We start from the raw sequence: 23,850 nt of genomic DNA, 5'->3' as shown, positions 1-23,850 counted from the left end.
TCGCTCTCCGGTTGGGGAATTCAGACCGCCTCGGCCTCTTCCTGGAACAGCCCGTCGGACTGCCGGCTCCACAGGCGGTAGTACTGGCCGCGTTTCTTCAGCAGCTCCTGGTGGCTGCCGTCCTCGACCACGCGGCCCTTGTCGAAGACGATGATGCGGTCAAGGTGCGCCACCGTCGACAGGCGGTGGGCCACCACGATCACGGTCTTGCCCTGCATGATGCTGTCCAGCTGGTCCTGGATGAAGCGCTCGGTGATGGAGTCCAGGCTCGAGGTGGCCTCGTCCATCACCAGGATGGGCGCGTTCTTCAGCAGCACCCGGGCGATGGCGATGCGCTGCCGCTGGCCGCCGGAGAGCTTGACGCCGCGCTCGCCCACCAGGGAATCGTAGCCGTGCTCCATGCGCTCGATGAAGGCGCTGGCGCCGGCGCCGTGGATGGCCGCGGCCAGTTCCTCGGCGCTGGCCTCCAGGCGCCCGTAGTGGATGTTCTCGCGGATGCTGCGGTGGAACAGCCCCGGCTCCTGGGGGATCAGGCCGATCTGCCGGTGCAGCGAGTGCTGCGTCACCTCGCGGATGTCCTGGCCGTCGATCAGCACCTGGCCGCCGTCGACGTCGTACAGGCGCAACAGCAGGTTGAGCAGGGTCGACTTGCCGGAGCCGGAGAAGCCCACCAGGCCGACGCGCTGGCCGGCCGGGATGCGCAGGTCGAGCTGCTCGAAGATCGGCTGGCCGGGGTGGTAGCCGAAGCGCACGCCGCGGAACTCGACGTTGCCCTGGCGCACTTCCAGGCGCCGGGCGTCGGGGCGGTCGACCACCTCGTGGGGGCGGATCAGGGTGCGCACGCCGTTGGCGATGTTGCCGGTGGCCTCGAACAGTTCGAGGAAGCGCCGCGACAGGCTGGCCACGTCGTTGATGATCAGCAGCGCCATGCTGGTGGCCATGACGAAGGCGGCGATGCTGATGGCGCCGCTGCGCCACAGCCACAGGGTGAGCAGCAGCATGCCGATCTTCAGGGCCATGCCGCAGCTGTTCTGGAACCAGCGGATCTTCTCCATGTAGCCGAGCGAGCGGCGGGCCGCCGCCAGCTCGCCGTCCAGGTAGCCGGACAGGTACTCCAGCTCGTGGGAATGCCGGGCGAACAGGCGCACGTTGCTCAGGTTGGTCACCGCGTCCACCACCTTGCCGGTGCTGATGCTGCGCGCCGCGGAGTACTTCTGCGCCAGCGGGTGGCTGCGCCGGGCGAGCAGGAAGGAAATGCCGATGAACAGCACCGACCAGGCCAGCATGAACACCGCCAGCAGGCCCGAGGCGCTGGCCAGCACCAGGCTCGCCAGGCTCAGGGTGACCAGCAGCGGGATCAGGTCGAAGAGCAGGATGTTCATGGTCTGGTTCACCCCCATGGCGACTTCCGAGACCTTGTGCGCCAGGGCGCCGGCGAACTCGTTGCTGACGAAGCGGTGCGAGTGCTGCTGCAGGTAGGCGTAGACGGTATAGGTGACGCGCGCCCGCTGGCGCGGCAGCACGCGGATGTTGATGGTGTTGGCGCTGCGGCTGAAGACCACCTCCAGGGCCACCAGCACGGCGAAGCCGGCCACTGGCCAGAGCAGCGCCTGGGGGGCGGAGCCGGCGTTCACCAGGCGGGTGACCTGGCCCAGGCTCCAGGGGATCAGCACGGTGCAGACCACCGCGGTGATCTGCAGCAGCAGGATCGCCAGGTAGGCCCAGCGGTACTGGCTGACGAAGTGGATGACGAAAGGTACCGGCGCCTCCGGCAGGTAGCGGATGTTCCAGGCGGGGGCCTGGCGTTCGCCGGCGGTGTCGTCCGGGGTATGGCTCATGGTGGGTCGGGTCCTTCAGGCGTGGGTCAGGGGCAGCAGGTAGCGGGTCACCGGGAAGGCCGTGCCGTCCTCCTCGAAGACCCGCGAGGCGTTGCCTTGCGGGGTGAAGCCGGCGGCGCGGTAGAAGCGTTCGGCGCGGGCGTTGCCGTCCAGCGCCCAGAGGGTGACGCGGGCGAAGCCCGCGGCCTCCAGGGCCTGGCGCGAGGCCAGCCAGAGCGCGCGGCCGATGCCGGCGGACCAGGCCGACGGCACCAGGTAGATGGAATAGAGCTCGCCGGTGCCGGGCTCGACGTCGGGGTCGCGGCTGGCGCCGAAGGAGCTCCAGCCGACCACCGCGCCGCCGCGCTCGGCCACGCGGATGTCGCGGCCGCCATTGCGGATGGCGTTGTCGAGGAAGTCGACGCGGCGCTGCAGGTTGTCGGCCAGGCCCTGCAGGTAGCTGTCCGGCAGCAGCCCGCGGTAGGTCGCCTGCCAGCTCTGCACGTGGGCTTCGGCGATGGGCCGGGCGTCGCCTGGGCGAACGGTGCGGATCAGCGCGGGAATGGGCTCAGCCATGGGCGGCCTCCTTGGGGCATGCGGCGTCGGTGATCGAGGGGCTGGCGCGGCCGCTGACCGAGGCGCCGGCGGCCTCGCCCAGGCGACGGAACGACAGCGCCGAGGCGGCGCACAGCAGCGCCCCGGCGAGCATCGCCAGGGACAGGTCCCCGACCTGCGGCCGGGCGTGCCCCTGGGCGTGCATGACCAGCCCCAGCAGGCTGGCGGCCAGGCCCACCGCCAGGCTCATGGCCAGCTGCATGGACATCGCCGACAGGCTGCTGGCGCGGCTGGCCAGCTCGCGCGGCACCTCGCAGAAGGTCAGCGCGCCCAGGGTGCTGAACTGCAGCGAGCGCAGCAGGCCGCTGACGTACAGCAGCGCCACCAGCAGCCACCAGGGCGTGTCGGCGCGCAGCAGGGCGCAGCCGACGATGGACAGGGCGCAGAGCAGGGCGTTGCCGACCAGGGTGCGGCGCAAGCCCAGGCGCTGGACGATGCGCACCGAGAGGAACTTCACGCTCAGCGCGCCGGCGCCGCCGGCCAGGGTCAGCAGGCCGGCGTCCAGCGCCCCGTGGCCGAAGCCCAGTTGCAGCATCAGCACCATCAGGAACGGCTGCGCGGCGCTGCCCAGGCGGAACAGGTTGCCGCCCCAGATGGCCGTGGCGAAGGTGGGGATGCGCAGCAGGCCGAGGTCGATCAGCGGCGCCGCGTGGCGCCGGGCATGGCGCAGGTAGGCCAGGGCCGCCAGGGCGCCGACGGCCAGCAGGGCGGCCACCAGCGGCAACGGCAGCAGGCGGTGGCCCAGGGCCTCGAAGCCGAACACCAGCGCCGCCAGGGCGCAGCCGCTGAGCAGGAAGCCGCGGCGGTCCAGGCGCCTTTGCCCATCGCCCGGGAAGTCCGGGACGAAGCGCAGGATCAGGGCGATGCCCAGCGCGCCTATGGGCAGGTTGACCAGGAAGATCCAGTGCCACGACAGCAGGTCCACCAGCAGCCCGCCCACGGGCGGGCCGAGCAGCGGCCCGACCAGCGCCGGGATGGCCAGCGCGGCCATGTTGCGCAGCAGGGTGTCCGGCGTCGACCAGCGCAACAGCAGCACCTGGCCCACCGGCGCCATCAGCGCCCCGGCGGCGCCCTGGAACAGGCGCGCCAGGGACAGCTGCAGCAGCGAGGTGGAGGCCGCGCAGGCCAGCGAGGCGAGCATGAACAGGCCGATGGCCGCCAGCAGCACCCGGCGCGGGCCGAAGCGGTCGGCCACCCAGCCGCTGACCGGCACGAACAGCGCCACCGCCAGCAGGTACAGCGACACCACCAGGTTCATGCGCACCGCGGCCTCGCCGAAGTCGGCGGCCATCTGCGGCAGCGCGGTGAGCACCGCGGTGCTGTCCAGCAGCTCCATGAACAGCGCGGCGCCGGTGATCATCGGCACCAGGCGGCCGCCGCGCGCCGGGGCATCGGTAACGCAGGGCAGGGGGCGCATGGCTGCGCCCATCAGAACAGCCCCGAGGTCGGCGGCTCGCTGCCCTTCAGGTGCCAGGCGCCGACCACCGCGGCCTTCCAGTGGCGCGGGTTGTGGTTGGCCAGGGTGCGGGCGTTGCGCCAGTGGCGGTCGAGGTTGTGCTGGCGGCCGGTGGTGGAGGCGCCGCCGACGTCGAACAGCAGCTCGGCGGCCTTGAGCGCCGATTCCACGGCGATGTACTGGGCCTGGGCCACTTCCACGGCGGCCAGGTTGACCGCGTCGTGGGCCAGGCCCGCCGACCAGGCCTGGTCGATGCGTTCGGCGGCGCGCAGGATCACCGCCTCGGCGGCCAGGGCGCGGGCGGAAATCTCGCCCACGGCGAATTCCACGTAGGGGTCGTCCACCGAGCGCTGCGCGCTGCTGTGCTTGATCGGCCGGGCGTGGTTACGGGCGAAGGCCACGGCGTCGGTCAGCGCGTTGCGGGCGATGCCGGCCTCCACCGCGCCGAGGAACAGTTGCAGGAAGGGCGTGACGATGGAGCGCTGGCCTTCCTCCACCACCCGCGGGCGGATCTCCCCCGGTTGCACCAGCAGGTCGTTGAGGCGGGTGGTGCCGCTGGCGGTGAGGCGCTGGCCCATGGCGTCGAAGTCGTCCAGCAGTTCCAGTCCCTCGCGGTCGCGCGGGACCACGAAGGACACCGGCCTGTCGTCCTCGTCCAGGGCCACCGCGCTGACCCAGTCCGCATATAGCGAGCCGGTGCTGTAGTACTTGCTGCCGCTGGCGCGGAAGGCTTCGCCGTCGCGGCGCAGGCGCGCGCTCACCGCGCCGTTGGCGCCGCCGACTTCCCAGCCGGCGTTGCCGAACACCTCGCCGGCGAGGAAGCGCGGGAACCAGCGCCGCTGCTCGGCCTCGTCGCCGCGGGCGAGCAGGCCCTCGATGAAGGCGAAGCTGGGGCGCAGCGACTGGGCGACGTTGGAATCCACCGCCGCCAGGTCGATGACGAACTGCACGGTGTCGCGCACGCTGGCGCCGGCGCCGCCGTATGCGGCCGGGATGCGGAAGCACAGCAGGCGGTCGGCGGCCAGGGCGCGCACCTGCTCGTGGGGCAGCTGGCGCAGGCGCTCGCGTTCGGCGGCGCCCTCGGCGATGGTGGCCAGGCGCGGCACGGCGCGGCGGCGCAGTTCGGCCAGGTCGAGGGCGTTCAGCTCAGGGTTGGCAGGGGGCAGGGCGGTTGCAGCGGTAGTCGACATCTTCGGGTCCATCAGCTGAAGGGGGTCAGGCCGGCGCCTGGGCGAAGCGCAGTGGCTGGGCGGCCTGGCGCAGGGCCGCCGGGTCGCGGTAGCGGGCGCCGTGGTGGTCGGCGGGCAGGCGCGCGTGGCCGGCGCCGAACAGGCGCTCGCGCAGCGTCTCGCCGTCGTCGTAGGCCTCGCGGAAGCGGCCGCGGCGGCGCAGTTCGGGCACCACCAGTTCGATGAAGTCGCGGGCGGTATGCGGGGTGAGGAACTGGCGCAGGTTGATGCCGTCGATGCCGTCCTCGTCCAGCCACTTCTCGATCTCGTCGGCCACCACCTTCGGCGTGCCGGCGACGAAGAAGCGGCCCTCGTCGAAGCCGCCCAGGCGCTTCACCAGCTGGCCGACGGTGGCCTGCGGGTCGCTGGCCAGCAGCGCCGCCCAGGGCCCGCCGCTGGGCAGCTCGGTCAGCGGGGTGTGCGCCGGGTAGGCGGCCAGGTCCAGGCCCGACTGCATGTGCGCCAGGGCACCGTCGAGGCTCTGCAGGCGCCGGTAGTCCTCAAGCTTGGCCTGCACTTCCAGGTCGTTGCGGCCGACGATCACCGCCGCCTGGACGATGAACTTGATCCCCGCCGGGTCGCGGCCGTGGGCGCGGGCGCGTTCGCGCATGTGGGCGATGTTGCGGCGCACCGCGGCCGGCGTCGGGCCGCCGGTGAACACCACTTCGGCGTGGCGCCCGGCGAACTCGGTGCCGGCCGGCGAGCCGGTGGCCTGGAACAGCACCGGGGTGCGCTGCCGCGAGGGCTGGCAGAGGTGCGGCCCGGCGACCTTGAAGTGCTCGCCGACGTGGTCGATGTAGCGCACCTTGGCCGGGTCGGTGTAGATGCGCAGCTGTGGGTCGGCGATCACCGCGTCGTCGTCCCAGGAGCCTTCCCAGAGCTTGTAGAGCACGTCCAGGTACTCGTCGGCGATCTCGTAGCGGCGGTCGTGGGGCACCTCGTCGTCCAGGCCGAAGTTGCGCGCGGCGTTGGGCAGGTAGGAGGTGACGATGTTCCAGCCGACGCGGCCGCGGGTCAGGTGGTCGAGGGTGCTCATGCGCCGGGCGAAGGCGAAGGGCGGCTCGTAGGTGGTGGAGAAGGTGGCGCCGAAGCCCAGGTTGCGGGTCACCGCGGCCATCGCCGGGATGACCATCAGCGGGTCGTTGCTGGGCACCTGCACGGCCTCGCGCAGGGCCGTCTCGGGGCCGCCGCGGAAGCGGTCGTAGACGCCCACCACGTCGGCCAGGAAGACGCCGTCGAAGGTGCCGTGCTCCAGCAGTTGCGCCAGTTCCGTCCAGTAGTCGATGTCGTTGAAGCGGTGGCGCTGGTTCTCCGGGTGCGCCCAGAGCCCGTGGACGATGTGGCTGACGCAGTTCATCTCGAACAGGTTAACGTGCAATGGCTTCGACACGGATGCGGCGCTCCCGGGGTTGCGGCAGGTGGGGGATGGCGCCCAGCAGGGCGCGGGTGTAGGCGTGCTGCGGGCGGGCGAAGACCTCGCGCACCGGGCCGGTCTCGACGATGTCGCCGTCCTTCATCACCAGCACGCGGTCGCTGACGTGGCGCACCACGCCCAGGTCGTGGGAGATGAACAGGCAGGCCAGGCCCAGGCGCTGCTTGAGGTCGGCGAGCAGGTCGAGGATTTGCGCCTGCACCGACACGTCCAGCGCCGATACCGGCTCGTCGCACACCAGGATTTCCGGCTGCGCCGCCAGGGCGCGGGCGATGGCGATGCGCTGCCGTTGGCCGCCGGACAGCTCGATGGGCCGGCGCGCCAGCATGCCCGCCGGCAGGCGCACCAGTTCCAGCAGTTCGCGCGCCCGCTGCTGGCGCTCGGCGCGGCTGCCGCCGGCCTGGGCCAGGGCCTCGTCGAGCACGCGGGCCACGGTGTAGCGCGGGTCGAAGGAGGCCAGCGGGTCCTGGAACACCACCTGCACGCGGCGCCGTTCGCGGCGTTGGGCGAGGGCGTCGAGGGCGCTCCAGGCCTGGCCGCGCAGGTATACCTCGCCGCTGTCGGGGCGCTCCAGGCCGAGCACCATGCGCGTGAGGGTGGTCTTGCCCGAGCCGGATTCGCCGACGATGCCCAGGGTCTCGCCGGCGCGCAGGGTGAAGGAGGCCGCGGCCACCGCCTGGCGCGGCGCGCCGTCGGGGCCGGCGAAGCTCTTGGCCAGCTGGCGCGCCTCCAGCACCACCGGCCGGGCGCCGAGGCTGGCCGGCGGCGGCTCGCTGGCGGCGGGCTGCGGCGCATGGCTGATGTGCACCGCCGAGGCGGCGCGCAGCAGCGAGCGGGTGTAGGGGTGGCGCGGGTCTTCCAGCACCTGGTCGACCGGGCCTTCCTCGACTATCACGCCGTGCTGCATCACCGCCACGCGGTGGGCCAGGCGCGCCACCACCGCCAGGTCGTGGCTCACCACCAGCATGGCGCGGTCGCGCTGGCGCAGGCTCTGCAGCAGGTCGAGCACCTGCGCCTGGACGGTGGCGTCCAGCGCCGTGGTGGGCTCGTCGGCGATCAGCAGGTCGGGGTCGCAGGCGATGGCCGAGGCGATCAGCGCGCGCTGGCGCAGGCCGCCGGAGAGCTGGTGCGGGTACTGGCGGGCACGCAGCTCGGCCTCGGGCACGCCCACCGCGCGCAGCAGGTCGAGGACCTTCTGCTGGCGCTGCTCGCGCGCCAGGGCCGTGTGCAGGCGCAGCGGCTCGTCGATCTCGCGGCCCACCGGGCGCAGCGGGTCGAGCGAGCCGAGGGCGTCCTGCATCACGAAGCCGATGCGCGAGCCGCGCAGCTCGCGCCACTGGCGCGTGCCCAGGCCCAGCAGGTCGAGGCCGTCGAAGGCCAGGCGCCGCGCGCGGACCTGGGCGCCGGCGCCGGTGAGCCCGGCCAGGGTGCGCGAGGTGACGCTCTTGCCCGAGCCGGACTCGCCGACCAGGGCCAGGCATTCGCCGGGGTAGAGGCTGAAGGAGACCTGCTGCAGCACCGGCTGGGCGCGGCCGAAGGCGACGTCCAGGTCGGCCACTTCCAGCAGCGGGCGGAACGGGTTGATCAGGGTGGTCATGGGCGTTTGCCCTCGCTGTAGCGCAGCAGGGCGCGGCCGAGCACGGTGACGGCGACCACGGTGAGGGTCACCGCCGTGCCCGGGGCCGCGACCAGCCACCAGGCGTTGGAAAGGAAGTTGCGGCCGACCGAGAGCATCGCGCCCCACTCGGGCGCCGGCGGCGGCGCGCCGAAGCCGAGGAAGCTCAGCGAGGCGCCGGCGGCGATGTTCGCGCCTATGCCCAGGGTGGCCAGGATCAGCACCGGGCGGATGGCGTTGGGCAGCAGGTGGCGCCAGATCACCGCCGGCCGCGACAGGCCCAGGGTGACCGCCGCCTCGACGTAGGCGGCGCCGCGCACCACCTTCGCCTGGGCCCGCACCAGGCGGGCGTAGCGCGGGATGCCGGCGATGCCCACGGCGAGCATGGCGTTGACCAGGCCCTGGCCCCAGAAGGTGATGATCACCAGGGCCAGCAGCAGCTCGGGGAAGGCCAGCAGCACGTCGATGCAGCGCATGGCGGCGGCGTCCAGCCAGCGCGGCCCGAGGCCCGCCAGCAGGCCCACGGCGATGCCGCCGAGCAGGCCGATGGCGGTGGCCGCCAGGCCCATCAGCAGCGACGGCCGGGCGCCGTGGACCAGCCGCGCGAGCACGTCGCGGCCGTTCTCGTCGGTGCCCAGCCAGTGCGCCGCGCCGGGTGCCTGGAAGGCGTGGCGGGCGCTGGCCGCCAGCGGGTCGGTGGCCACCAGCCAGGTCGGCACCAGGCTGGCGAGCACCAGCAGCACCAGGAACACCCCGGCCAGCGTCAGCCCCGGGCGGGCCAGGGCCGCGCCGAGGAAGGCGGGCAGCCGGCGGCGCCGCGAGGTCGCGGGCAACAGGCGGGGCAGTGCGGTCGACGGACTGGCCATGGGCGTTCTCCTGTCAGGGCGCCGGGTTCGGCAGGCGCGCGTGGATGGCGTCGATGGCGGCGAGGGCCTCCGGCGTCAGCTGCAGCTCGGCGGCGTCGAGGTTCTGCGCCAGCTGTTCGAGGCTGGTGGCGCCGTTCAGCGCGCTGGCCACGAAGGGCTTGCCGATGACGAAGGCCAGGGCCAGTTGCGCCGGCGCCAGGCCCAGCTCGCGGGCCAGTTCCACGTAGGCGCGGGTGGCCTGCTGCGCCTCGGCGCTGGCGTAGCGGGCGAAGCGGCCGTAGGCGGAACCGGCGCTCAGGCGCGCGCCGGCCGGCTGGGCGCCGTCCAGGTACTTGCCGGTGAGCACGCCGAAGGCCAGCGGCGAGTAGGCCAGCAGGCCGATGCGCTCGCGGTGGCTGAATTCCGCCAGGCCCGTCTCGTACTGGCGGTTGAGCAGGCTGTAGGGGTTCTGCACGCTGAGGATGCGCGGCAGGCCCAGGCGCTCGGACTGCCTGAGGAACTCCGCCACGCCCCAGGGCGTTTCGTTGGACAGGCCGATGTGGCGCACCCGCCCGGACTTCACCAGCTCGGCCAGGGCGGCGAGGGTTTCGCCGATGTCGTCGCTTTCCTCGTCGTCCACCCAGGGGTAGTCGCGGGTGCCGAAGAAGTTGCTGCTGCGGCTGGGCCAGTGCAGCTGGTAGAGGTCCAGGTAGTCGGTCTGCAGGCGGTCGAGGCTGCCGTCCAGGGCGCTGCGCAGGGTGGCCAGGTCGAAGCGCGTGGCGCCGTCGCGGATGTGCTGCATGTGCCCGCTCTGGCGCGGCGGGCCGACGATCTTGCTGGCCAGGACGATGTCCTGGCGGCGCTTGCTGCGCGCAAGCCAGGTGCCGATGAAGCGTTCGGTGTCGCCCCAGGTGTCGGCCCGGGACGGGGTGGGGTACATCTCGGCCGCGTCCACCAGGTTGACCCCGCGCGAAAGCGCGTAGTCGAGCTGGGCGTGGGCGTCGGCCTCGCTGTTCTGGTGGCCCCAGGTCATGCTGCCGAGGCCGATGACGCTGACCTTCAGGTCGCTGTTGCCGAGTGGGCGGTATTTCATGCTGGTGGTCTCTCGCAAGGGCTCAGGCCGAGGCGGCCGCGGGGTGTTCGTACTGGCTGGCCGGGTAGGGCAGGCCGAGGTGTTCGCGCAGGGTGCTGCCCTGGTACTCATGGCGGAACAGCCCGCGCTTGCGCAGGCGCGGCACCACTTCGTCGACGAAGATCTCCACGCCCGAGGGGAAGCTGTCGGGCATGATGTTGAAGCCGTCGGCGGCGCCGGCCAGGAACCATTCCTCCAGGCTGGCGGCGACCTGCTCGGGGGTGCCCACCAGCAGCCGGTGGCCGACCAGGATGCGGCGCGACAGCTGGCGCACGCTGAGGTTCTCGGCGCGGGCCAGGTTCAGCTGGGCCTCGAGGAAGCCGTGGGAGCCCTTCTCGAACTCGTTGACCGGGCCGATGCGCTGCCAGGGCAGCGGCGCGTCCGGGTCCAGCTCGCTGGCGTCGACGCCGATGCGCTGGGCGATCTGGCGCAGCAGGCCGCCCTCGCCGAGGTAGCTGTTCAGCCGCTCGAAGCGCTCCAGCGCCTCGGCCTCGGTGCTGCCGAGCACCGTCGACAGGCCGGGCATGATCTTCAGGTGCTCGGGGTTGCGCCCCCACTGGCGGGCGCGTTGCTTCATCTCGCGGTAGAAGGCCTGGCCGTCGGCGAGGGTGGTCTGGGTGGTGAAGATGGCGTCGGCGAAGCGCGAACCCAGGGCCTTGCCGCCCTCCGAGGAGCCGGCCTGGACCAGCACCGGGCGGCCCTGGGGCGAGCGCGGCACGTTGAGCGGCCCCTTGACCGAGAAGTGCCTGCCGACGTGGTCGATGGCGTGCACCCGGGCCGGGTCGGCGAAGCGCCCGGAGGCGGCGTCGCCGATGATGGCGCCGTCTTCCCAGCTGTCCCACAGCTTGAGGGTGACGTCGACGAACTCCTCGGCGCGGGCATAGCGGTCCACGTGCAGCGGCGCGCCGGCCAGGCCGAAGTTCTGCGCGGCGGCGTCGCCGGCGTTGGTCACCACGTTCCAGGCCGCGCGGCCGCCGCTGATGTGGTCGAGGGAGGCGATGCGCCGGGCCAGGTTGAACGGCTCGTTGTAGGAGCTGGAGGCGGTGGCGATCACGCCGATGCGCTGGGTGGCCGCGGCCACCGCGGTGAGCAGCACGGTGGGCTCCAGGCGCCCGGCCGGCTGGCGGCCGACGTCGCCGGCCAGGGCCGGGCCGTCGGCGAGGAAGATGGCGTCGAGGGTGCCGCGCTCGGAAATGCGCGCGATGTTCTGGTAATAGCCGACGTCCAGGTAGGCGGTGGGCGGGACCTCGCCGGTGCGCCAGGCCGCGGCGTGGGCGCCGAAGCCGAGGATGTTCATGCCGATGCTCATTTGCCGCTGTGCGTTGCTCATGCCGGGGTCTCCTCGGTGCTGGGGGCTTGCTGTTGCGTGGCCTTGGCGGCGGCGAAGCGCTCGCTCCAGGCCTCGCTGGGAAGGGTGCCGTTGAGGTGGTAGTCGCCCAGGTAGGCCTCGCGCAGGATCGCCGGGTTGTGCGAGGCCAGGGTGCGGGCGTTGCGCCAGTGCCGGTCCAGGCGCCGGCCGCTGCTGGTGGCCGAGGCGCCGCCGACCTCGAAGAGCAGGGTGGCGGCCTCCAGCACCTGGGGCAGGACGACCTGCTGCGCCTGGTAGGCGCGGATGTCCGCCTCGCCGTACAGCTCGCGGCTGGCGGTGCCCGCGCGGTGGGCCTGCCAGGTGCGTTCGAGGGTGGCCGAGACGGCTTCCACCAGCGCCTCGGCGGAGAACGCCAGGCTGCCCAGGCGGCCCACCACGCGCTGCACCAGCGGGTCCTGGCGCGGGCTGGAGCGGCCGGGGATGCCGAAGGCGCGGGTGCGGCCCTGGACGAACTCGACGGCGTCGCGCAGCACCGCCTGGGCGATGCCGGCCAGGGTGGCCAGGTGCACCTGCTGGTAGAAGGCGGTGATGTAGCTGTCGCTGCGGCCCTCGCCGACCTTGAAGCGGCGGAACAGTTGGTGCTCCTCCACGTGTACGCCTTCGAAGCGGGTGGTGCCGCTGCCGGTCAGGCGCTGGCCGAAGCCGTCCCAGTCGTCCAGGCGGGTGACGCCGGGCGCGGCGGTGGACACGGCCACGGCGACGTGCTCGTCGCCATCGCTGGCCGACACGGCGATCCAGTCGGCGTAGAGGGTGCCGGTGCAGTAGTACTTCTCGCCGTCCAGCAGCCAGTGGCCGTCCTGGCGGGTGAGGGTGACGCTGTTGCCGGTGACTTCGCTGCGTTCGGCCATGGCCGCGCCGAACAGCTCGCCGCCGACGATGCGCGGGAACCAGTGCTGGCGGCTGGCCTCGTCGTCGTCGTTGAGGCGGCCTTCGACGAAGCCGAAGTGCGCGCGGAAGATCTGCGGCAGGTTGGAGTCGGCGGCGCCGAGCCGGCGGACCAGGCGGAACAGCTGCGGCAGGCTGGCGCCCAGGCCGCCGTAGGCCAGCGGCACGCGCAGCGCGCCGAAGCCGGCCTCGCGCAGCCAGGCCACCGGCTCGTAGGCCAGCTCGCGCTGCTGTTCGCGGTCGATGGCGCCGGCGGCGATGCGCTCGAATACCGGTTCGAAGCGCTGCAGCAGGGCGGTGTCGTCGGGGTGCGCCGGCGCGCCGGCGGCGGCGGGAAGGTCGTCGGGGAAGATCATCGCGGTGTCCTCGGGGCGGGCGATGGAAGGAAGCGGCGCCTCGCGGGCGTCGAACAGTTGGCGCAGGTTGGCCAGGGCGATGCTCGCGGTCATGCTCATGCCTCGCTCACCCGCGGGTCGACCAGGGCGTTGAGCAGGTCCACGGCCAGGTTCACCAGCACGTAGATCAACGCCGCCAGCAGGGTGATGCCGAGCACCACGGGCACGTCCTTGTCGTTCACCGCGTTGAGCATCAGGCGGCCGATGCCCTGGCGGGCGAACAGGTTCTCGGCGATCACCGCGCCGCCCAGCAACGCGGCGAAGACGAAGCCGGACAGGGTGATCAGCGGCGTCAGCGCATGGCGCAGGGCGTGGCCCAGGCGCACGCCGGCCTCGGACAGGCCGCGGGCGCGGGCCATGGCGATGAAGGGCTGCTCGAGGATTTCCTCCAGCTCCTGGCGCAGCACCTGGGCCAGCACCGCGGCCACCGGCAGGGCCAGGGTGAGGATCGGCAGCACCAGGCTCTTCCAGCCCCGCGAGCCGGTAGGCGGCAGCCAGTGCAGCTGGAAGGAGAACACCAGCAGCAGGAGGATGCCGAGCACGAAGCTGGGCATGGACGACAGCAGCAGTTCGCCGCCGGAGGCCAGGCCGCGGACCCAGGGCGCGCGGTTGGCGGTCAGCACCGCCGCGGCCACCGCCAGCAGCACCGCCGCCAGCGCCGCCCACAGGGCCAACTGGGCGGTGGCGCCGATCTGCCCGGCGATGGCCTGGGCAACCGGGATGCGCAGGCGGTAGGACTCGCCCAGGTCGCCCTGGACCAGGCGCCCCAGGTAGTGGGTGTACTGCACCGGCAGCGGCTGGTCCAGGCCGTAGTCGCGGCGCACCTGGGCGATGGCCTCGGCGGTGGGCATGGCGTCGGGCCCGCCGAGGATCGCCAGGGCCGGGTCGCCGCCGCTGACGTTGAGGGCGACGAAGGTCAGGCTGGCGGCGCCCCAGAGCACCGCCAGGCCGCCGAGGAAACGCCAGAGCACGCGGCGCAGGGCTTTCATGGTTGCGGCTCCCGGTCCAGCCAGACGCTGGTGAAGAAGGGCACGTTGTGCGAGCTGTCGAACACCACGCCCTTGACGTTGCGGCGGTAGGCGATGGTCAGCTGGCTTTCGTACACCGGCACCGCCGGCACCACCTCGGTGAGGCGCTGCTGGGCGGCGCTGTACAGGCGCTGCTGCTCGGCGGCGTCGGTGCTGCGGCGGGCGCGGGCGAGCAGGTCGTCGAGCTGGGCGTCGCGCAGGCGCGCGCTGTTCTGCCCGATCAGCTTCGGCGTGGCGATGGAGTTGCTGTGGTAGAGGATGTACAGCCCGTCCGGGGTGTTGGTGTGCCAGTAGCCGCCCACCAGCGCCTGGTAGTCGCCGGCGTAGCGCAGGTCGTTGACCTGGGCCTGGGGCAGCACGCGCAGGCCCAGGTCGATGCCGACCTTCTTCGCGTCGGCCTGCATGGCCACCGCCACGCTCGCCGGCAGCGCCGGGCTGTCGATCATCAGCAGGGTGGCGGCCAGGCGCTGGCCGTCGCGGGTGCGGTAGCCCCCGGCATCGCGCCCGGTCCAGCCGGCCTCGTCGAGCAGGGCGCCGGCCGCGGCCACGTCGTAGCTCAGCGCGTCGCGCCAGGCCGGGTCGTAGAAGCGGGTGTTGGCGGCGAGGAAGTCGGCCTTGACCTGGAACTCGCCGAAGCCGGTGATCCAGGCCAGGCCGTCGCGGTCGATGGCGCGGGCCAGGGCCTTGCGCACGCGCACGTCGTCGAAGGGGAAGCGCTCGACGTTGAAGGTCAGGCTGCGCACCGGGTTGCCCTTGCGGATGCGGCTGCGCAGCACCAGTTGCGGGTCCTTGCGGATGGCCTGGGCGTTCTGCGTCGGCGCGTCCAGGGTGAAGTCGTACTGCCCGGAGACCAGCGAGCTGTAGCGGATCAGCGCCTCGGGCACGAAGCTCAGCTCCAGGCGCTCCAGGTAGGCCGGGCCCTGGTGCCGCAGCACCGGCGGCGCCCAGTGGTAGCCGGCGCGGCGGACGAAGGCGGCGCCCTGGTCGCGGGTGTAGCTTTCCAGCACGAAGGGGCCGGAGCCCACCGGGTGGGCGGCGATGGATTTCGGGTCTTCGAGGATCTGCTTCGGCGAGATCATCCCCAGCCAGGACTGCGCCAGCACGTCGAGGAAGGGCGAGTAGGGTTCGCGCAGGGTGGCCTGGAAGGTGTACTCGTCGAGCACCTTGCCCGACTGGTAGGGCGCGATGTAGGCCGCGGCCAGCGGCGACTTGGTCGCCGGGTCGCGCATGTGTTCGAGGTTGATGCGCACGGCCTCGGCGTTGAATTTCGTGCCGTCGCTGAAGCTGACGTCGTCGCGCAGGTGGAAGGTGTAGGTCAGGCCGTCGGGGGAAATCTCCCAGGACCTGGCCAGCCAGGGCGACACCTTGCCCTGTTCGTCCTGGTACACCAGGCAGTCGTAGAGGATGCGCCCCAGCCACTGCACGTTGCCGTGGGACAGCGCGTGGATGTCGAAGGAGTAGGTGTCCAGCGCCGCGGTGGCGCGCAGGGTGCCGCCGGGCTTGCCGGGGGCCTGCTCGTGGAAGTCCTCGGCCGGGTAGCTGAGCTGGCCGTCCTTGAGGGTGCCGGTGTCGAGGGCGGCGCCGCTGGCGCCGGGTGTGTCGTCGGCGGCCGGCGAGCAGCCGGCCAGAACGGCGGCCAGCAGGGCGCCGGCCGCCAGGGGCAGGAGTCTGTCGATCATGCCGGCCTCCGCGAGGCGGCCGGTGGGGCTTGCAGTGTCGATGGCATCTACGGGGTCCTGTTGCCAGGCGGGCGGCGGATCGCACCGCCCGCGTCAGTGCGCGCCGCCCCGGTCGGGCGGCGCGGCCGGTCAGTAGCGCAGTTCGAGGCCGACGTAGGCGCCGATGCCGTCGCCCGGGTAGAGGGCGGCGACGTCCTTGCCCTTGGCGTCGTACTGCGGCGACACGGCGGTCACGTACTTCTCGTTGGCGAGGTTCTTGAGGTCGAGGGAGACCTTCCAGTCCTTCTTCGGTGCCTCGTAGCCGACCCCCGCACCGAAGATGGTGTAGGAGGGGGCGTAGAAGCTGTTGGCGTAGTCCACCGCGGTGCGCGAGGCGGAGGTCACGTTGACGCCGCCATAGAAGCCGCTGGGGTGCTGGTACTGCAGCTCGCCCTGGTAGACGTGCTTGGGAATGCCCGGCAGTTGGTTGTCGCCGAAGGTGTCGTCGTGGCGGTAGTAGAAGTCGTTGTAGGTGTACGCCTGGCGCCAGCTGATCTTCTCGCCGACGCTGTTCTCCCAGAGCAGGGTGTTCAGCCCGGCCTCGACGCCCTGGTGGATGGTCGGGCTCTCGGCGTTGAAGGCCGAGGTGACCGCGGCGGTGGTGGCGGTGGCGGGAATGATCTGCACGTTCAGCAGCTCGTCGCGGATCCACGAGCGGTACAGCGCCAGGCTGCCGTCGAAGATGCCGTGGGAGCCCTTGATGCCGACTTCCAGGGTGTTGGCCTTCTGTTCCACCAGCGGCTTGACGAAAGGCGTGGCGGCCGCCGAGTTGGAGTACTGCCAGGACGCCGGCGGGTCGATGGAACGGCTGAAGTTGCCGAACAGCTGCAGGTCCGGGGTCAACTGGTAGCGCAGGCCGATGCGCGGCGCGGCGCTCCAGTTCTCGTAGGTGTCCTTGCTCGGGTAGCCGCTGGTGTTGGCGGTGTTCACGTACTTGATGTCGGTGCTGCGGCGCACGTTGATGAAGGACAGGCCGGTGGTCAGCCAGAGGTCCTCGGTCAGCTCGAGGTCGTTGCCGAAGGAGAAGACATGGTCGAAGGACGAGCCGTAGTCCACTACCTTCACCGGCTGCTTGTTGGCCCGTGTCGAGTCGACTCCGCCCTTGAGGTGTTCGGTGGAGGTGAAGGCCGCGCTGGAGCGGCTTTCATGGCCGAACCACTGGTCGGTGCGCGAGTAGTTGAGGACGAAGCTCAGGTCGTGCCAGTCCCAGTAGCTGGGGTTGGTCGGGCTGTCCGGGCTGTTGTTGTGCGGGTAGTCGTAGTAGACCAGGCCGACGTCCAGCTTGGCGTCGTCGTCGAAGGTATAGGTGGTCTTGCTGCCGACCCAGGTGCTGCCCGGCCGGCGGCTGCCGGCGCCGCTGCTGGCGGCGGTGGAGCTGGCCTTGTCCGGGTCGTGCTTGAGCTGCTTGAGGGTGATGGCGCTGGGGTCGTTGTGGTACTCGTCGCGGTAGCGCACCAGCAGGCGCGTCTGCAGCTTCGGGTTGAAGCTGTAGCCGAGGTTGAGCACCACGCCCTGGCTCTTCGACAGGCTGTAGTCGCGGTAGCCGTCGTTGCGGTAGTTGTCGACGTTGGCGTAGTAGTCGAAGCCGCCGGCCACGCCGCCGGCGCTCAGCACTTCCTTCTGGTAGCCATAGCTGCCGGCCTCCACCCGCAGGCGGGTGCCGGGCGCGGTGTAGCCGGTCTGGTTGACGAAGTTCACCGCGCCGCCGAGCGTCAGTGCGCCGTACTGGAAGGCGTTGGCGCCGCGCAGGATCTCGGTGTAGTTCACCCCCGAGCCGTTGAGGAACTCGTAGGGCGTGCCCCCCGGGCCGGTCAGCGGCAGGCCGTCGAAGAGGAACTTGATGCCCTCGCGGAAGTAGCCCGGCGAGGTGTTGGCGCCCGAACCGCGGATGGAAATCTTCGCCGCGTCGTTGCCGCCGGTGGACTGCACGAACACGCCGGGCTGGTAGGCCAGGGTGTCCTGCAGGTTGGCGGTGCGGCCCTTGGAGAGCTGCTCGCTGTCCACCACGCTGACGCCGCCGGGGACGTCGGCGAGCTGGCTGCGCGCCGCCTCCACCGGGCTTTCCTTCTGCGCCTGCACCACCACCGTCTGCAGGCGGGTGCCGCTGCTTTGCTTGTCGCCGTCGCTGGCGTCGCCGCCCGACGTTTCGGCCATTGCCTGGCTCCCCACCAGCAATACCGCCGAACCTATGCTTGCCGACCAGAACGTTGCCCGACGGATCGCCAAGGCAAGTTTCCCCCATTCACCCCCAACATAATTAACAGCCAACTTCAAAGTCCTCGTGGGATAGACAAGATGTTCAGCTTTCTATTCGTATAGTCATGCTCCGTTTCTACTTGAGCAGAAGTCGTGCCAATTCAATAATTTGTTTAAATTCAATGAGTTGTAGTTTGTTTGAATTTTCTGTCTGCTTGCGCTGGATCAACAGGTGCTGATGTTCTGTTGGTTTGTGCGCAGTGCTTGGGTTATATGCAAATAACGTGATGTTGGATGGCGGAAAGTTGTATTGCGCCGGGCGGGGAAAGTTGGGGTGTTTTTTCGTAGGAGCGAGCTTGCTCGCGAACGGCTTCAGCCGGTGGGGCTGGCGTGGGAGGTTGACGCCGTACCCTCTCCCCAGCCCTCTCCCGCAAGCGGGAGAGGGGGCCGTTCGGCATGGCTGAGAAGTCAGGCGTTAGCCGGAAGCTACAGGATTACGCGGAGGCCTCGGCAGGCAGAGGACAGTCCCCTCTCCCTTCAGGGAGAGGGTTAGGGAGAGGGTGCTCTTCAGGACAGGCACCGCCTCCGACCGGCAAACCCCGTTCGCGAGCAAGCTCGCTCCTACAACAGCAGTGCCCGCCCCCGCGCGCCCTTCAGACCGCCAGCCCCCACAGCCAGCGCTCCTCGAACGGCGGCGCCAGGTCGACGCTGGCGGGCGCCAGGCGTGGCGGCAGCGGGCGGCCCTCGGCCGGCAGCTGCGGCACCGAGGCCAGCAGGCGCCGGGTGTAGGGGTGTTGCGGGGCCTGCAGCAGCGCTTCGGTGGGGCCGGATTCGACGACCTTGCCCTGCAGCATCACCAGCACCTCGTCGCTGAGGTGGCGAATCACCCCCAGGTCGTGGGAGATGAACAGGTAGGCCAGGCCCAGCTCGTCCTGCAGGTCGGCCAGCAGGTCGAGCACCTGGGCCTGCACCGAGACGTCCAGCGCCGACACCGGCTCGTCGCAGATGATCACCTTCGGCTGGCTGGCCAGGGCGCGGGCGATGGCCACCCGTTGCCGCTGCCCGCCGGAGAGCTGCAGCGGGCGGCGCTGCGCCAGTTCCGCCGGCAGGCGCACCTGGCGCAGCAGTTCGGCGATGCGCGCCGGGCGCAGGGCGGCGTCCAGGCCGCCGGCCTGGAGTGCGTCGTCGAGCACCTGGCCGACGCTCCAGCGCGGGTCGAAGGAGCTCAGCGGGTCCTGGTAGATCACGCTGATGTCGCGTCGCCGCGGGCGCCGTTCGCGCTCGCTCACGCGTTGCGCGGGCGCGGCGTTCCAGGGCTGGCCGGCGAATTCGACGCTGCCGGCGTCCGGCTCCAGCAGGCCGAGGGCGATGCGCGCGGCGGTGCTCTTGCCCGAGCCGGATTCGCCGACGATGCCCAGGGTGCGCCCGGCGTGCAGGCGGAAGCTGACGTCGTCGAGCACCTGTCGCCACTGCTGGTCGGGGCCGCGATAGCGCTTGCCCAGGCCGCGGGCCTCCAGCAGCACCTCGGGTTGCGCGGCAGCCTCGCGGCGTGCGGCCGGCGCCGCGCCGGGCGTCAGCCGGGTGCCGCGCGGGCGGTTGGCGGGGATCGCCTCCAGCAGGCTGCGGGTGTACGGGTGGCGCGGGGCGTGGAGGATCTGCTCGATCGGGCCCTGTTCCACCACCTCGCCGTGGCGCAGCACCAGCACCTCGTCGGCGAGCTGGGCGACCACCGCCAGGTCGTGGCTGATCAGCAGCAGCGAGTCGCCGCGCTCCTTGACCTGCTGCAGCACGCCGAGGATCTGCGCCTGCACGGTGGCGTCCAGGGCGGTGGTCGGTTCGTCGGCGATCACCAGGCCCGGGTCCAGGGCCAGGGCGCTGGCGATCAGCGCGCGCTGGCGCAGGCCGCCGGAGAGTTGCTCGGAACGCTGCCGGGCGCGCAGCGCCGGTTCCGGCACGCCGACCTTCTCCAGCAGCTCCAGCACCCGCTGCTGGCGGCTGTGGCGGTCGCCCCAGCGGTGGGTGGCGAGCACTTCGAGGATTTCCTGGCCCACCGGGCGCAGCGGGTCCAGCGACACCAGGGCATCCTGCAGCACGAAGCCGATCTCGCGGCCACGCAGCTCGCGCCAGCGCCGCTCGTCCAGGGCCAGCAGGTCGCGCCCGGCGTATTCCAGGCGCCGCGCCTGGACGCGCGCGCCAACCCCGGCCAGGCCGACCAGGCTGCGCGCCAGCACGCTCTTGCCCGAGCCGGACTCGCCGACCAGGGCCAGCGCGCGGCCTGGCTGCAGGGTGAAGGACAGGCGGTCGAGCACGCGGTGCTCGCCGAAATGCACGGACAGGTCTTCGACTATCAGCGGTTGGCGCGGCATCAGCGGCGGCCCTCCAGGCGTCGTTGCAGGTAGCGCCCGGCGACCGTGGTCGACAGGGTGGTGAGGACGATGAACAGGCCGGGGAAGAAGGTCAGCCACCAGGCGTTGACGATGAAGTCGCGGCCCATGGACAGCATGGTCCCCCATTCCGGCGCCGGCGGCCGCGCGCCCAGGCCGAGGAAGCTCAGCGCCGAGGCCCAGACGATGGCGTGGCCCACGCCCATGGTCAGGGTGACGATCAGCGGGCGCATGGCGTTGGGCAGTATCTGCCGGACGATGGTGCGCCAGGGGCCGTGGCCCAGCGCCCGGGCCGCCTCGATGTAGCCGGCGCCGCGCACCGCCAGCACCTGGCCGCGGACCATGCGCGCGTAGCCCGGCGCGCTGCCGATGCCGGTGGCGACGATCAGCGGGCCGATGCCGCTACCGAAGATGGCGACGAAGAGCAGGGCGAGGATCAGGCTGGGGAAGGCGAACAGCACTTCCAGCAGCCAGCCGATGCCGCGGTCCACGGCGCCGCCGGCCAACCCTGCCGCCAGCCCCAGGCCGATGGCGATGCTCATCGCCAGGGCGGTGGCGGCCAGGCCGATGGTCAGCGACTGGCGCGCACCGTGGATGACCCGCGCGTAGATGTCGCGGCCGGACTGGTCGGTGCCGAACCAGTGGGCCCAGCCCGGCGCGCTGAACGCCTCGCGCGGCTGGATGGCCAGCGGGTCGCCGTGGGCGAACAGCTGCGGGAACAGCGCCGCGGCCACCAGCAGCGCCAGGAAGGTCGTGGCCAGCAGCGCTGGCCAGGGTAGCGGGCGGGCCTGGCGGCGTGGCGCCAGGGGCAGCTCGAGGGGCGGGGCCAGTTCGCTCATGGCGCACTCCTTTGCAGGCGCGGGTCGACCAGCTCGTACAGCAGGTCGACCAGGATGTTGGCCAGCACGTAGCCGGCGGCGACCACCAGGGTGATGCCCAGCACCAGCGGCAGGTCCTGGCTCTGCACGGCCTGGAACAGCTGGCGGCCCAGGCCCTTGCGGGAAAAGATCACTTCCACCACCACCGAGCCGCTGAGCAGCGCGCCCAGCGCCCAGCCCGACAGCGAGATGGCCGGCAGCACCGAATGGCGCAGGGCGTGGCGGTAGCGCACGGCGCGGTCGCTCAGGCCGCGGGTGCGCGCGGAAAGGATGAAGGGCTGTTCCAGGGTGATCTCCAGGGCCTCGCGGGTGACCTGGCCGATGAACCCGGCCAGCGGCACCGCCAGCGCCAGGGCCGGCAGCACCAGGCTGCGCAGGCCGTCGCTGCCGGCCGGGGGGAACAACTGCAGGCCGAAGGCGAAGGCGGCCAGCAGCAGGATCGCCAGCCAGAACTGTGGCAGCGCCGCGGCCAGGGTCTCCAGCAGCGAGGCCAGGCCGCCGAACCAGTGGCGGCGGCCGGCGCTGAGCAGCGTCCAGGCCAGCACCATGAGCCAGGCCAGGGCCAGGGCGGCGAAGGTCAGCTGCAGGGTGGCGCCGGTCTGCTCGGCGAGGATGCGCGTCACCGGCAGGTGCTGCGAGTAGGAGGTGCCGAGGTCGCCGCGCAGCAGGTGGCCCAGGTGGATCGCGTACTGCACCGCCAGGGGCCGGTCCAGGCCGTATTCGCGGGTGGCCTCGGCGATGGTTTCGGGCGTGGGGTTGCCGCTGGGGCCGCCGAGGATCGCCAGCACCGGGTCGCCGGGCATCAGGCGCAGGGCGAAGAAGGTCAGGCTGGCGGCGGCCCACAACACCAGCAGGCCGCCGAGCAGGCGCCAGGCGGCGTGGCGGGCCAGGCGCAGCAGGCGTTCGCGGCGTGGATCGGGTGCGGAAAGTGTCATGGGTTCACCCAGGCGTCATAGAGGGAAGTGACCGCCAGCGACGGCTCCAGGCGCACCCCGTGGGCGCGCTTGTAGATGCCCAGACGGGTGCTCTGCGGGTAGGTGGTCAGCTGCAGGTACTGGCTGGAGGCGAGGGCCTGGGCCTGGTGGTACAGCTCGCGGCGGCGCGCCGCGTCCTGGGTGGCCAGGGCCTGCTCCATCAGGGCGTCGAAGCGCGGGTCGTCGAAACCGGCGGTGTTCTGGTGGTAGCCGCGCACCCCGGCCGGGCGCAGGAAGGCCGAGCCGAAGATGATCCGCAGCACGTCCGGGGTGTTGGTGTTCCAGTAGCCCAGGCGGATGTCGTAGTCCCAGTCGGCCTGGCGCTGCTGGGCGAGCACGTCGCTCATCTGCTCGATGATCACCTCGAAGCCGGCGCTGCGGGCGGTGGCCTGCACCTGCTCCCACAGGCTGAACTCCGAGGGCGGCGTGCGGTTGCCCATGATCACGTGGACCTGCAGGCGCCTGCCGTCGCGGGTGCGGTAGCCCTCGGCGTCGCGCCCGGTCCAGCCGGTGGCGTCGAGCAGTTGCTCGGCGCGCAGCGGGTCGTAGTCCTGGGCGTGCTCGAAGTCCGCGCTGTAGAAGGGCGTGGCCGGGCTGAGCGGGCCGCCGGCGCGGGGGAACTCGCCGAAGTACACGCTCCTGAGCGCCGCGTCTATGTCGGCCGAGCGGATGAAGGCCTCGCGCACGCGGATGTCGTCGAAGGGCGCGCGGGTCATGTTGAGGGTGCCGTTGGTGGGGTTGCCGGGGCGCTGGGCGACCAGCAGCGACACCTCCGGGTTGGCCCGCGCGGCGGCGTGGGATTCCGGCGGCACGCTCTCGATCACGTCCACCTCGCCGGCCTGCAGCGAGGCGAAGCGCACCGAGGGCTCCTGGATGAACTTCCAGACGATGCGCTCGAGGTACGCCGGGCCCTGGTGCGCCGCGGTGGGCGGCGCCCAGTGGTAGTCGGGGTTGCGCTCCAGCAGCACCTGGTTCTGCCGGTCCCAGCGCAGCACCTTGAACGGGCCGCTGCCCACCGGGCTTTCGCAGTTCTCGTCGCGCGGGCGGCGCAGCGCGGCGGGCGACTGGATGCCGAGGAAACCCTGGGCCAGCACTTCGAGGAAGGCCGCGTAGGGCGTGGCCAGGTGCACCACCGCGGTGTGCGCGTCCACCACGTCGGTGCCGCGGTACTGGCGCACGTAGCCGCCGGCGGTGCTGGACTGGGTGCGCGGGTCGACCATGTGGTCGAGGTTGGCCTTCACCGCGCTGGCGTCGAACGGGGTGCCGTCGCTGAAGCGCACGTCGTCGCGCAGGTGGAAGGTGTAGCTCAGGCCGTCGGCGGAGACTTCCCAGCTTTTCGCCAGCCAGGGGCCGATGCGGCCGTTGGCGTCCATGGACACCAGCGAGTCGAGGAACTGCCGGGCGAGGAACACCTGGGGCATGTCGCCGGCGACGTGGGGGTCGAGGCAGATGGGTTCGCGGTCGGTGGCGTAGGTCAGGGTGCCGCCGCTGACCGGGGTGTCGCCGTGGGCCTGGTGCTCCTGCGCCTCGCGGCAGCCGCCGAGCAGCGCGGCCAGCAACAGGGGCAGGGCGAGGGCCAGGGAATGTGGGGTAGGGCGTCTGGGCTTCAAGCGTGGGCAGCCTTCTGCAGGTGGAAGACGGGGCGGCCTGCGCTCGCCGAGCGCGGCCGCCCAGGCTGCGTTGCACAAGCCATGCCCGGCCTGGAAGGCGCATTCCAGTGGGTTTTCGCCCCGGTTTCGCGCTGCTGCGCGGGCAGTTTGTCGATTCGCTGTTGCTGGCTGAGCAGTTGGCGGCCGGGGCGGTTGTGGAGCGATCAACAGCGCGGCAACAGATGTTCGTTCGAGTACACCGCTGTCATTTCGCAACTTGCTGATTCACAAGG

Annotated in this window: 17 protein-coding genes; all 17 read right to left on the bottom strand. The window is 71.7% G+C overall.

The features are described from left to right. Positions 1 to 20 precede the first annotated feature (20 nt). The 17 genes from CHC02_RS15845 to CHC02_RS15765 all read right to left on the bottom strand — a co-directional run bounded on the left by CHC02_RS15845 (position 21) and on the right by CHC02_RS15765 (position 23,578). A complete protein-coding gene (locus tag CHC02_RS15845; RefSeq protein WP_089392417.1) occupies positions 21 to 1,838 on the bottom strand; it encodes an ABC transporter ATP-binding protein in 1,818 nt (605 codons plus the stop codon). Positions 1,839 to 1,853: 15 nt separating this feature from the next. Beyond that, positions 1,854 to 2,393 (bottom strand): GNAT family N-acetyltransferase, encoded by a 540-nt coding sequence (locus CHC02_RS15840; RefSeq protein WP_089392416.1) that lies wholly within the window; start codon positions 2,391 to 2,393, stop codon positions 1,854 to 1,856. Further along, entirely contained in the window at positions 2,386 to 3,849 is a 1,464-nt protein-coding gene (locus CHC02_RS15835; RefSeq protein WP_089392467.1) for an MFS transporter, read from the bottom strand. The genes CHC02_RS15840 and CHC02_RS15835 overlap by 8 nt, the downstream gene beginning before the upstream one ends. An 11-nt stretch (positions 3,850 to 3,860) precedes the next feature. Then, the gene (locus tag CHC02_RS15830; RefSeq protein ID WP_089392415.1) at positions 3,861 to 5,078 is read right to left on the bottom strand and encodes an acyl-CoA dehydrogenase family protein; all 1,218 of its coding nucleotides are present in this window, start codon (positions 5,076 to 5,078) and stop codon (positions 3,861 to 3,863) included. Positions 5,079 to 5,103: 25 nt separating this feature from the next. Further along, on the bottom strand, positions 5,104 to 6,507 hold the full coding sequence (locus CHC02_RS15825; protein ID WP_176450328.1) for an LLM class flavin-dependent oxidoreductase: 1,404 nt from the start codon (positions 6,505 to 6,507) through the stop codon (positions 5,104 to 5,106). Further along, positions 6,485 to 8,146, bottom strand: a complete 1,662-nt coding sequence (locus tag CHC02_RS15820; RefSeq protein ID WP_089392413.1) for a dipeptide ABC transporter ATP-binding protein — start codon at positions 8,144 to 8,146, stop codon at positions 6,485 to 6,487. Before CHC02_RS15820 ends, CHC02_RS15825 begins: the two co-directional genes overlap by 23 nt. Further along, positions 8,143 to 9,030, bottom strand: coding sequence for an ABC transporter permease (locus CHC02_RS15815; RefSeq protein WP_089392412.1), 888 nt, complete (start codon positions 9,028 to 9,030; stop codon positions 8,143 to 8,145). The genes CHC02_RS15820 and CHC02_RS15815 overlap by 4 nt, the downstream gene beginning before the upstream one ends. Positions 9,031 to 9,043: 13 nt before the next feature. Next, positions 9,044 to 10,102: an NADP(H)-dependent aldo-keto reductase gene (locus CHC02_RS15810; protein WP_089392411.1), complete on the bottom strand. Its 1,059-nt coding sequence runs from the start codon at positions 10,100 to 10,102 to the stop codon at positions 9,044 to 9,046. A gap of 22 nt (positions 10,103 to 10,124) precedes the next feature. Beyond that, positions 10,125 to 11,471: an LLM class flavin-dependent oxidoreductase gene (locus tag CHC02_RS15805; RefSeq protein ID WP_089392410.1), complete on the bottom strand. Its 1,347-nt coding sequence runs from the start codon at positions 11,469 to 11,471 to the stop codon at positions 10,125 to 10,127. Then, complete coding sequence (locus CHC02_RS15800; RefSeq protein WP_089392409.1) at positions 11,468 to 12,844, bottom strand: acyl-CoA dehydrogenase family protein; 1,377 nt, start codon at positions 12,842 to 12,844, stop codon at positions 11,468 to 11,470. The genes CHC02_RS15805 and CHC02_RS15800 overlap by 4 nt, the downstream gene beginning before the upstream one ends. A 2-nt stretch (positions 12,845 to 12,846) precedes the next feature. Next, positions 12,847 to 13,779: an ABC transporter permease gene (locus CHC02_RS15795; protein ID WP_089392408.1), complete on the bottom strand. Its 933-nt coding sequence runs from the start codon at positions 13,777 to 13,779 to the stop codon at positions 12,847 to 12,849. Next, positions 13,776 to 15,497 carry an ABC transporter substrate-binding protein gene (locus CHC02_RS15790; RefSeq protein WP_089392407.1) on the bottom strand — a complete coding sequence of 574 codons (1,722 nt, stop codon included), beginning with the start codon at positions 15,495 to 15,497 and terminating at the stop codon, positions 13,776 to 13,778. Before CHC02_RS15790 ends, CHC02_RS15795 begins: the two co-directional genes overlap by 4 nt. Positions 15,498 to 15,626: 129 nt before the next feature. Then, entirely contained in the window at positions 15,627 to 17,690 is a 2,064-nt protein-coding gene (locus CHC02_RS15785; RefSeq protein ID WP_089392406.1) for a TonB-dependent receptor family protein, read from the bottom strand. 695 nt (positions 17,691 to 18,385) lie between these two features. Next, positions 18,386 to 20,098 carry a dipeptide ABC transporter ATP-binding protein gene (locus CHC02_RS15780; RefSeq protein ID WP_089392405.1) on the bottom strand — a complete coding sequence of 571 codons (1,713 nt, stop codon included), beginning with the start codon at positions 20,096 to 20,098 and terminating at the stop codon, positions 18,386 to 18,388. Continuing rightward, on the bottom strand, positions 20,098 to 20,955 hold the full coding sequence (locus CHC02_RS15775; RefSeq protein WP_089392404.1) for an ABC transporter permease: 858 nt from the start codon (positions 20,953 to 20,955) through the stop codon (positions 20,098 to 20,100). Before CHC02_RS15775 ends, CHC02_RS15780 begins: the two co-directional genes overlap by 1 nt. Next, on the bottom strand, positions 20,952 to 21,929 hold the full coding sequence (locus tag CHC02_RS15770; RefSeq protein WP_089392403.1) for an ABC transporter permease: 978 nt from the start codon (positions 21,927 to 21,929) through the stop codon (positions 20,952 to 20,954). The genes CHC02_RS15775 and CHC02_RS15770 overlap by 4 nt, the downstream gene beginning before the upstream one ends. Beyond that, positions 21,926 to 23,578 (bottom strand): ABC transporter substrate-binding protein, encoded by a 1,653-nt coding sequence (locus CHC02_RS15765; RefSeq protein ID WP_208604344.1) that lies wholly within the window; start codon positions 23,576 to 23,578, stop codon positions 21,926 to 21,928. The genes CHC02_RS15770 and CHC02_RS15765 overlap by 4 nt, the downstream gene beginning before the upstream one ends. Between the last annotated feature and the right edge of the window lie 272 nt (positions 23,579 to 23,850).

Source organism: Pseudomonas delhiensis, assembly GCF_900187975.1.
In the GTDB taxonomy this organism is placed as follows: domain Bacteria; phylum Pseudomonadota; class Gammaproteobacteria; order Pseudomonadales; family Pseudomonadaceae; genus Pseudomonas; species Pseudomonas delhiensis.
The sequence above is the reverse complement of the archived record's forward strand: the minus strand, read 5'-3'. Positions and strand labels throughout refer to the sequence as shown.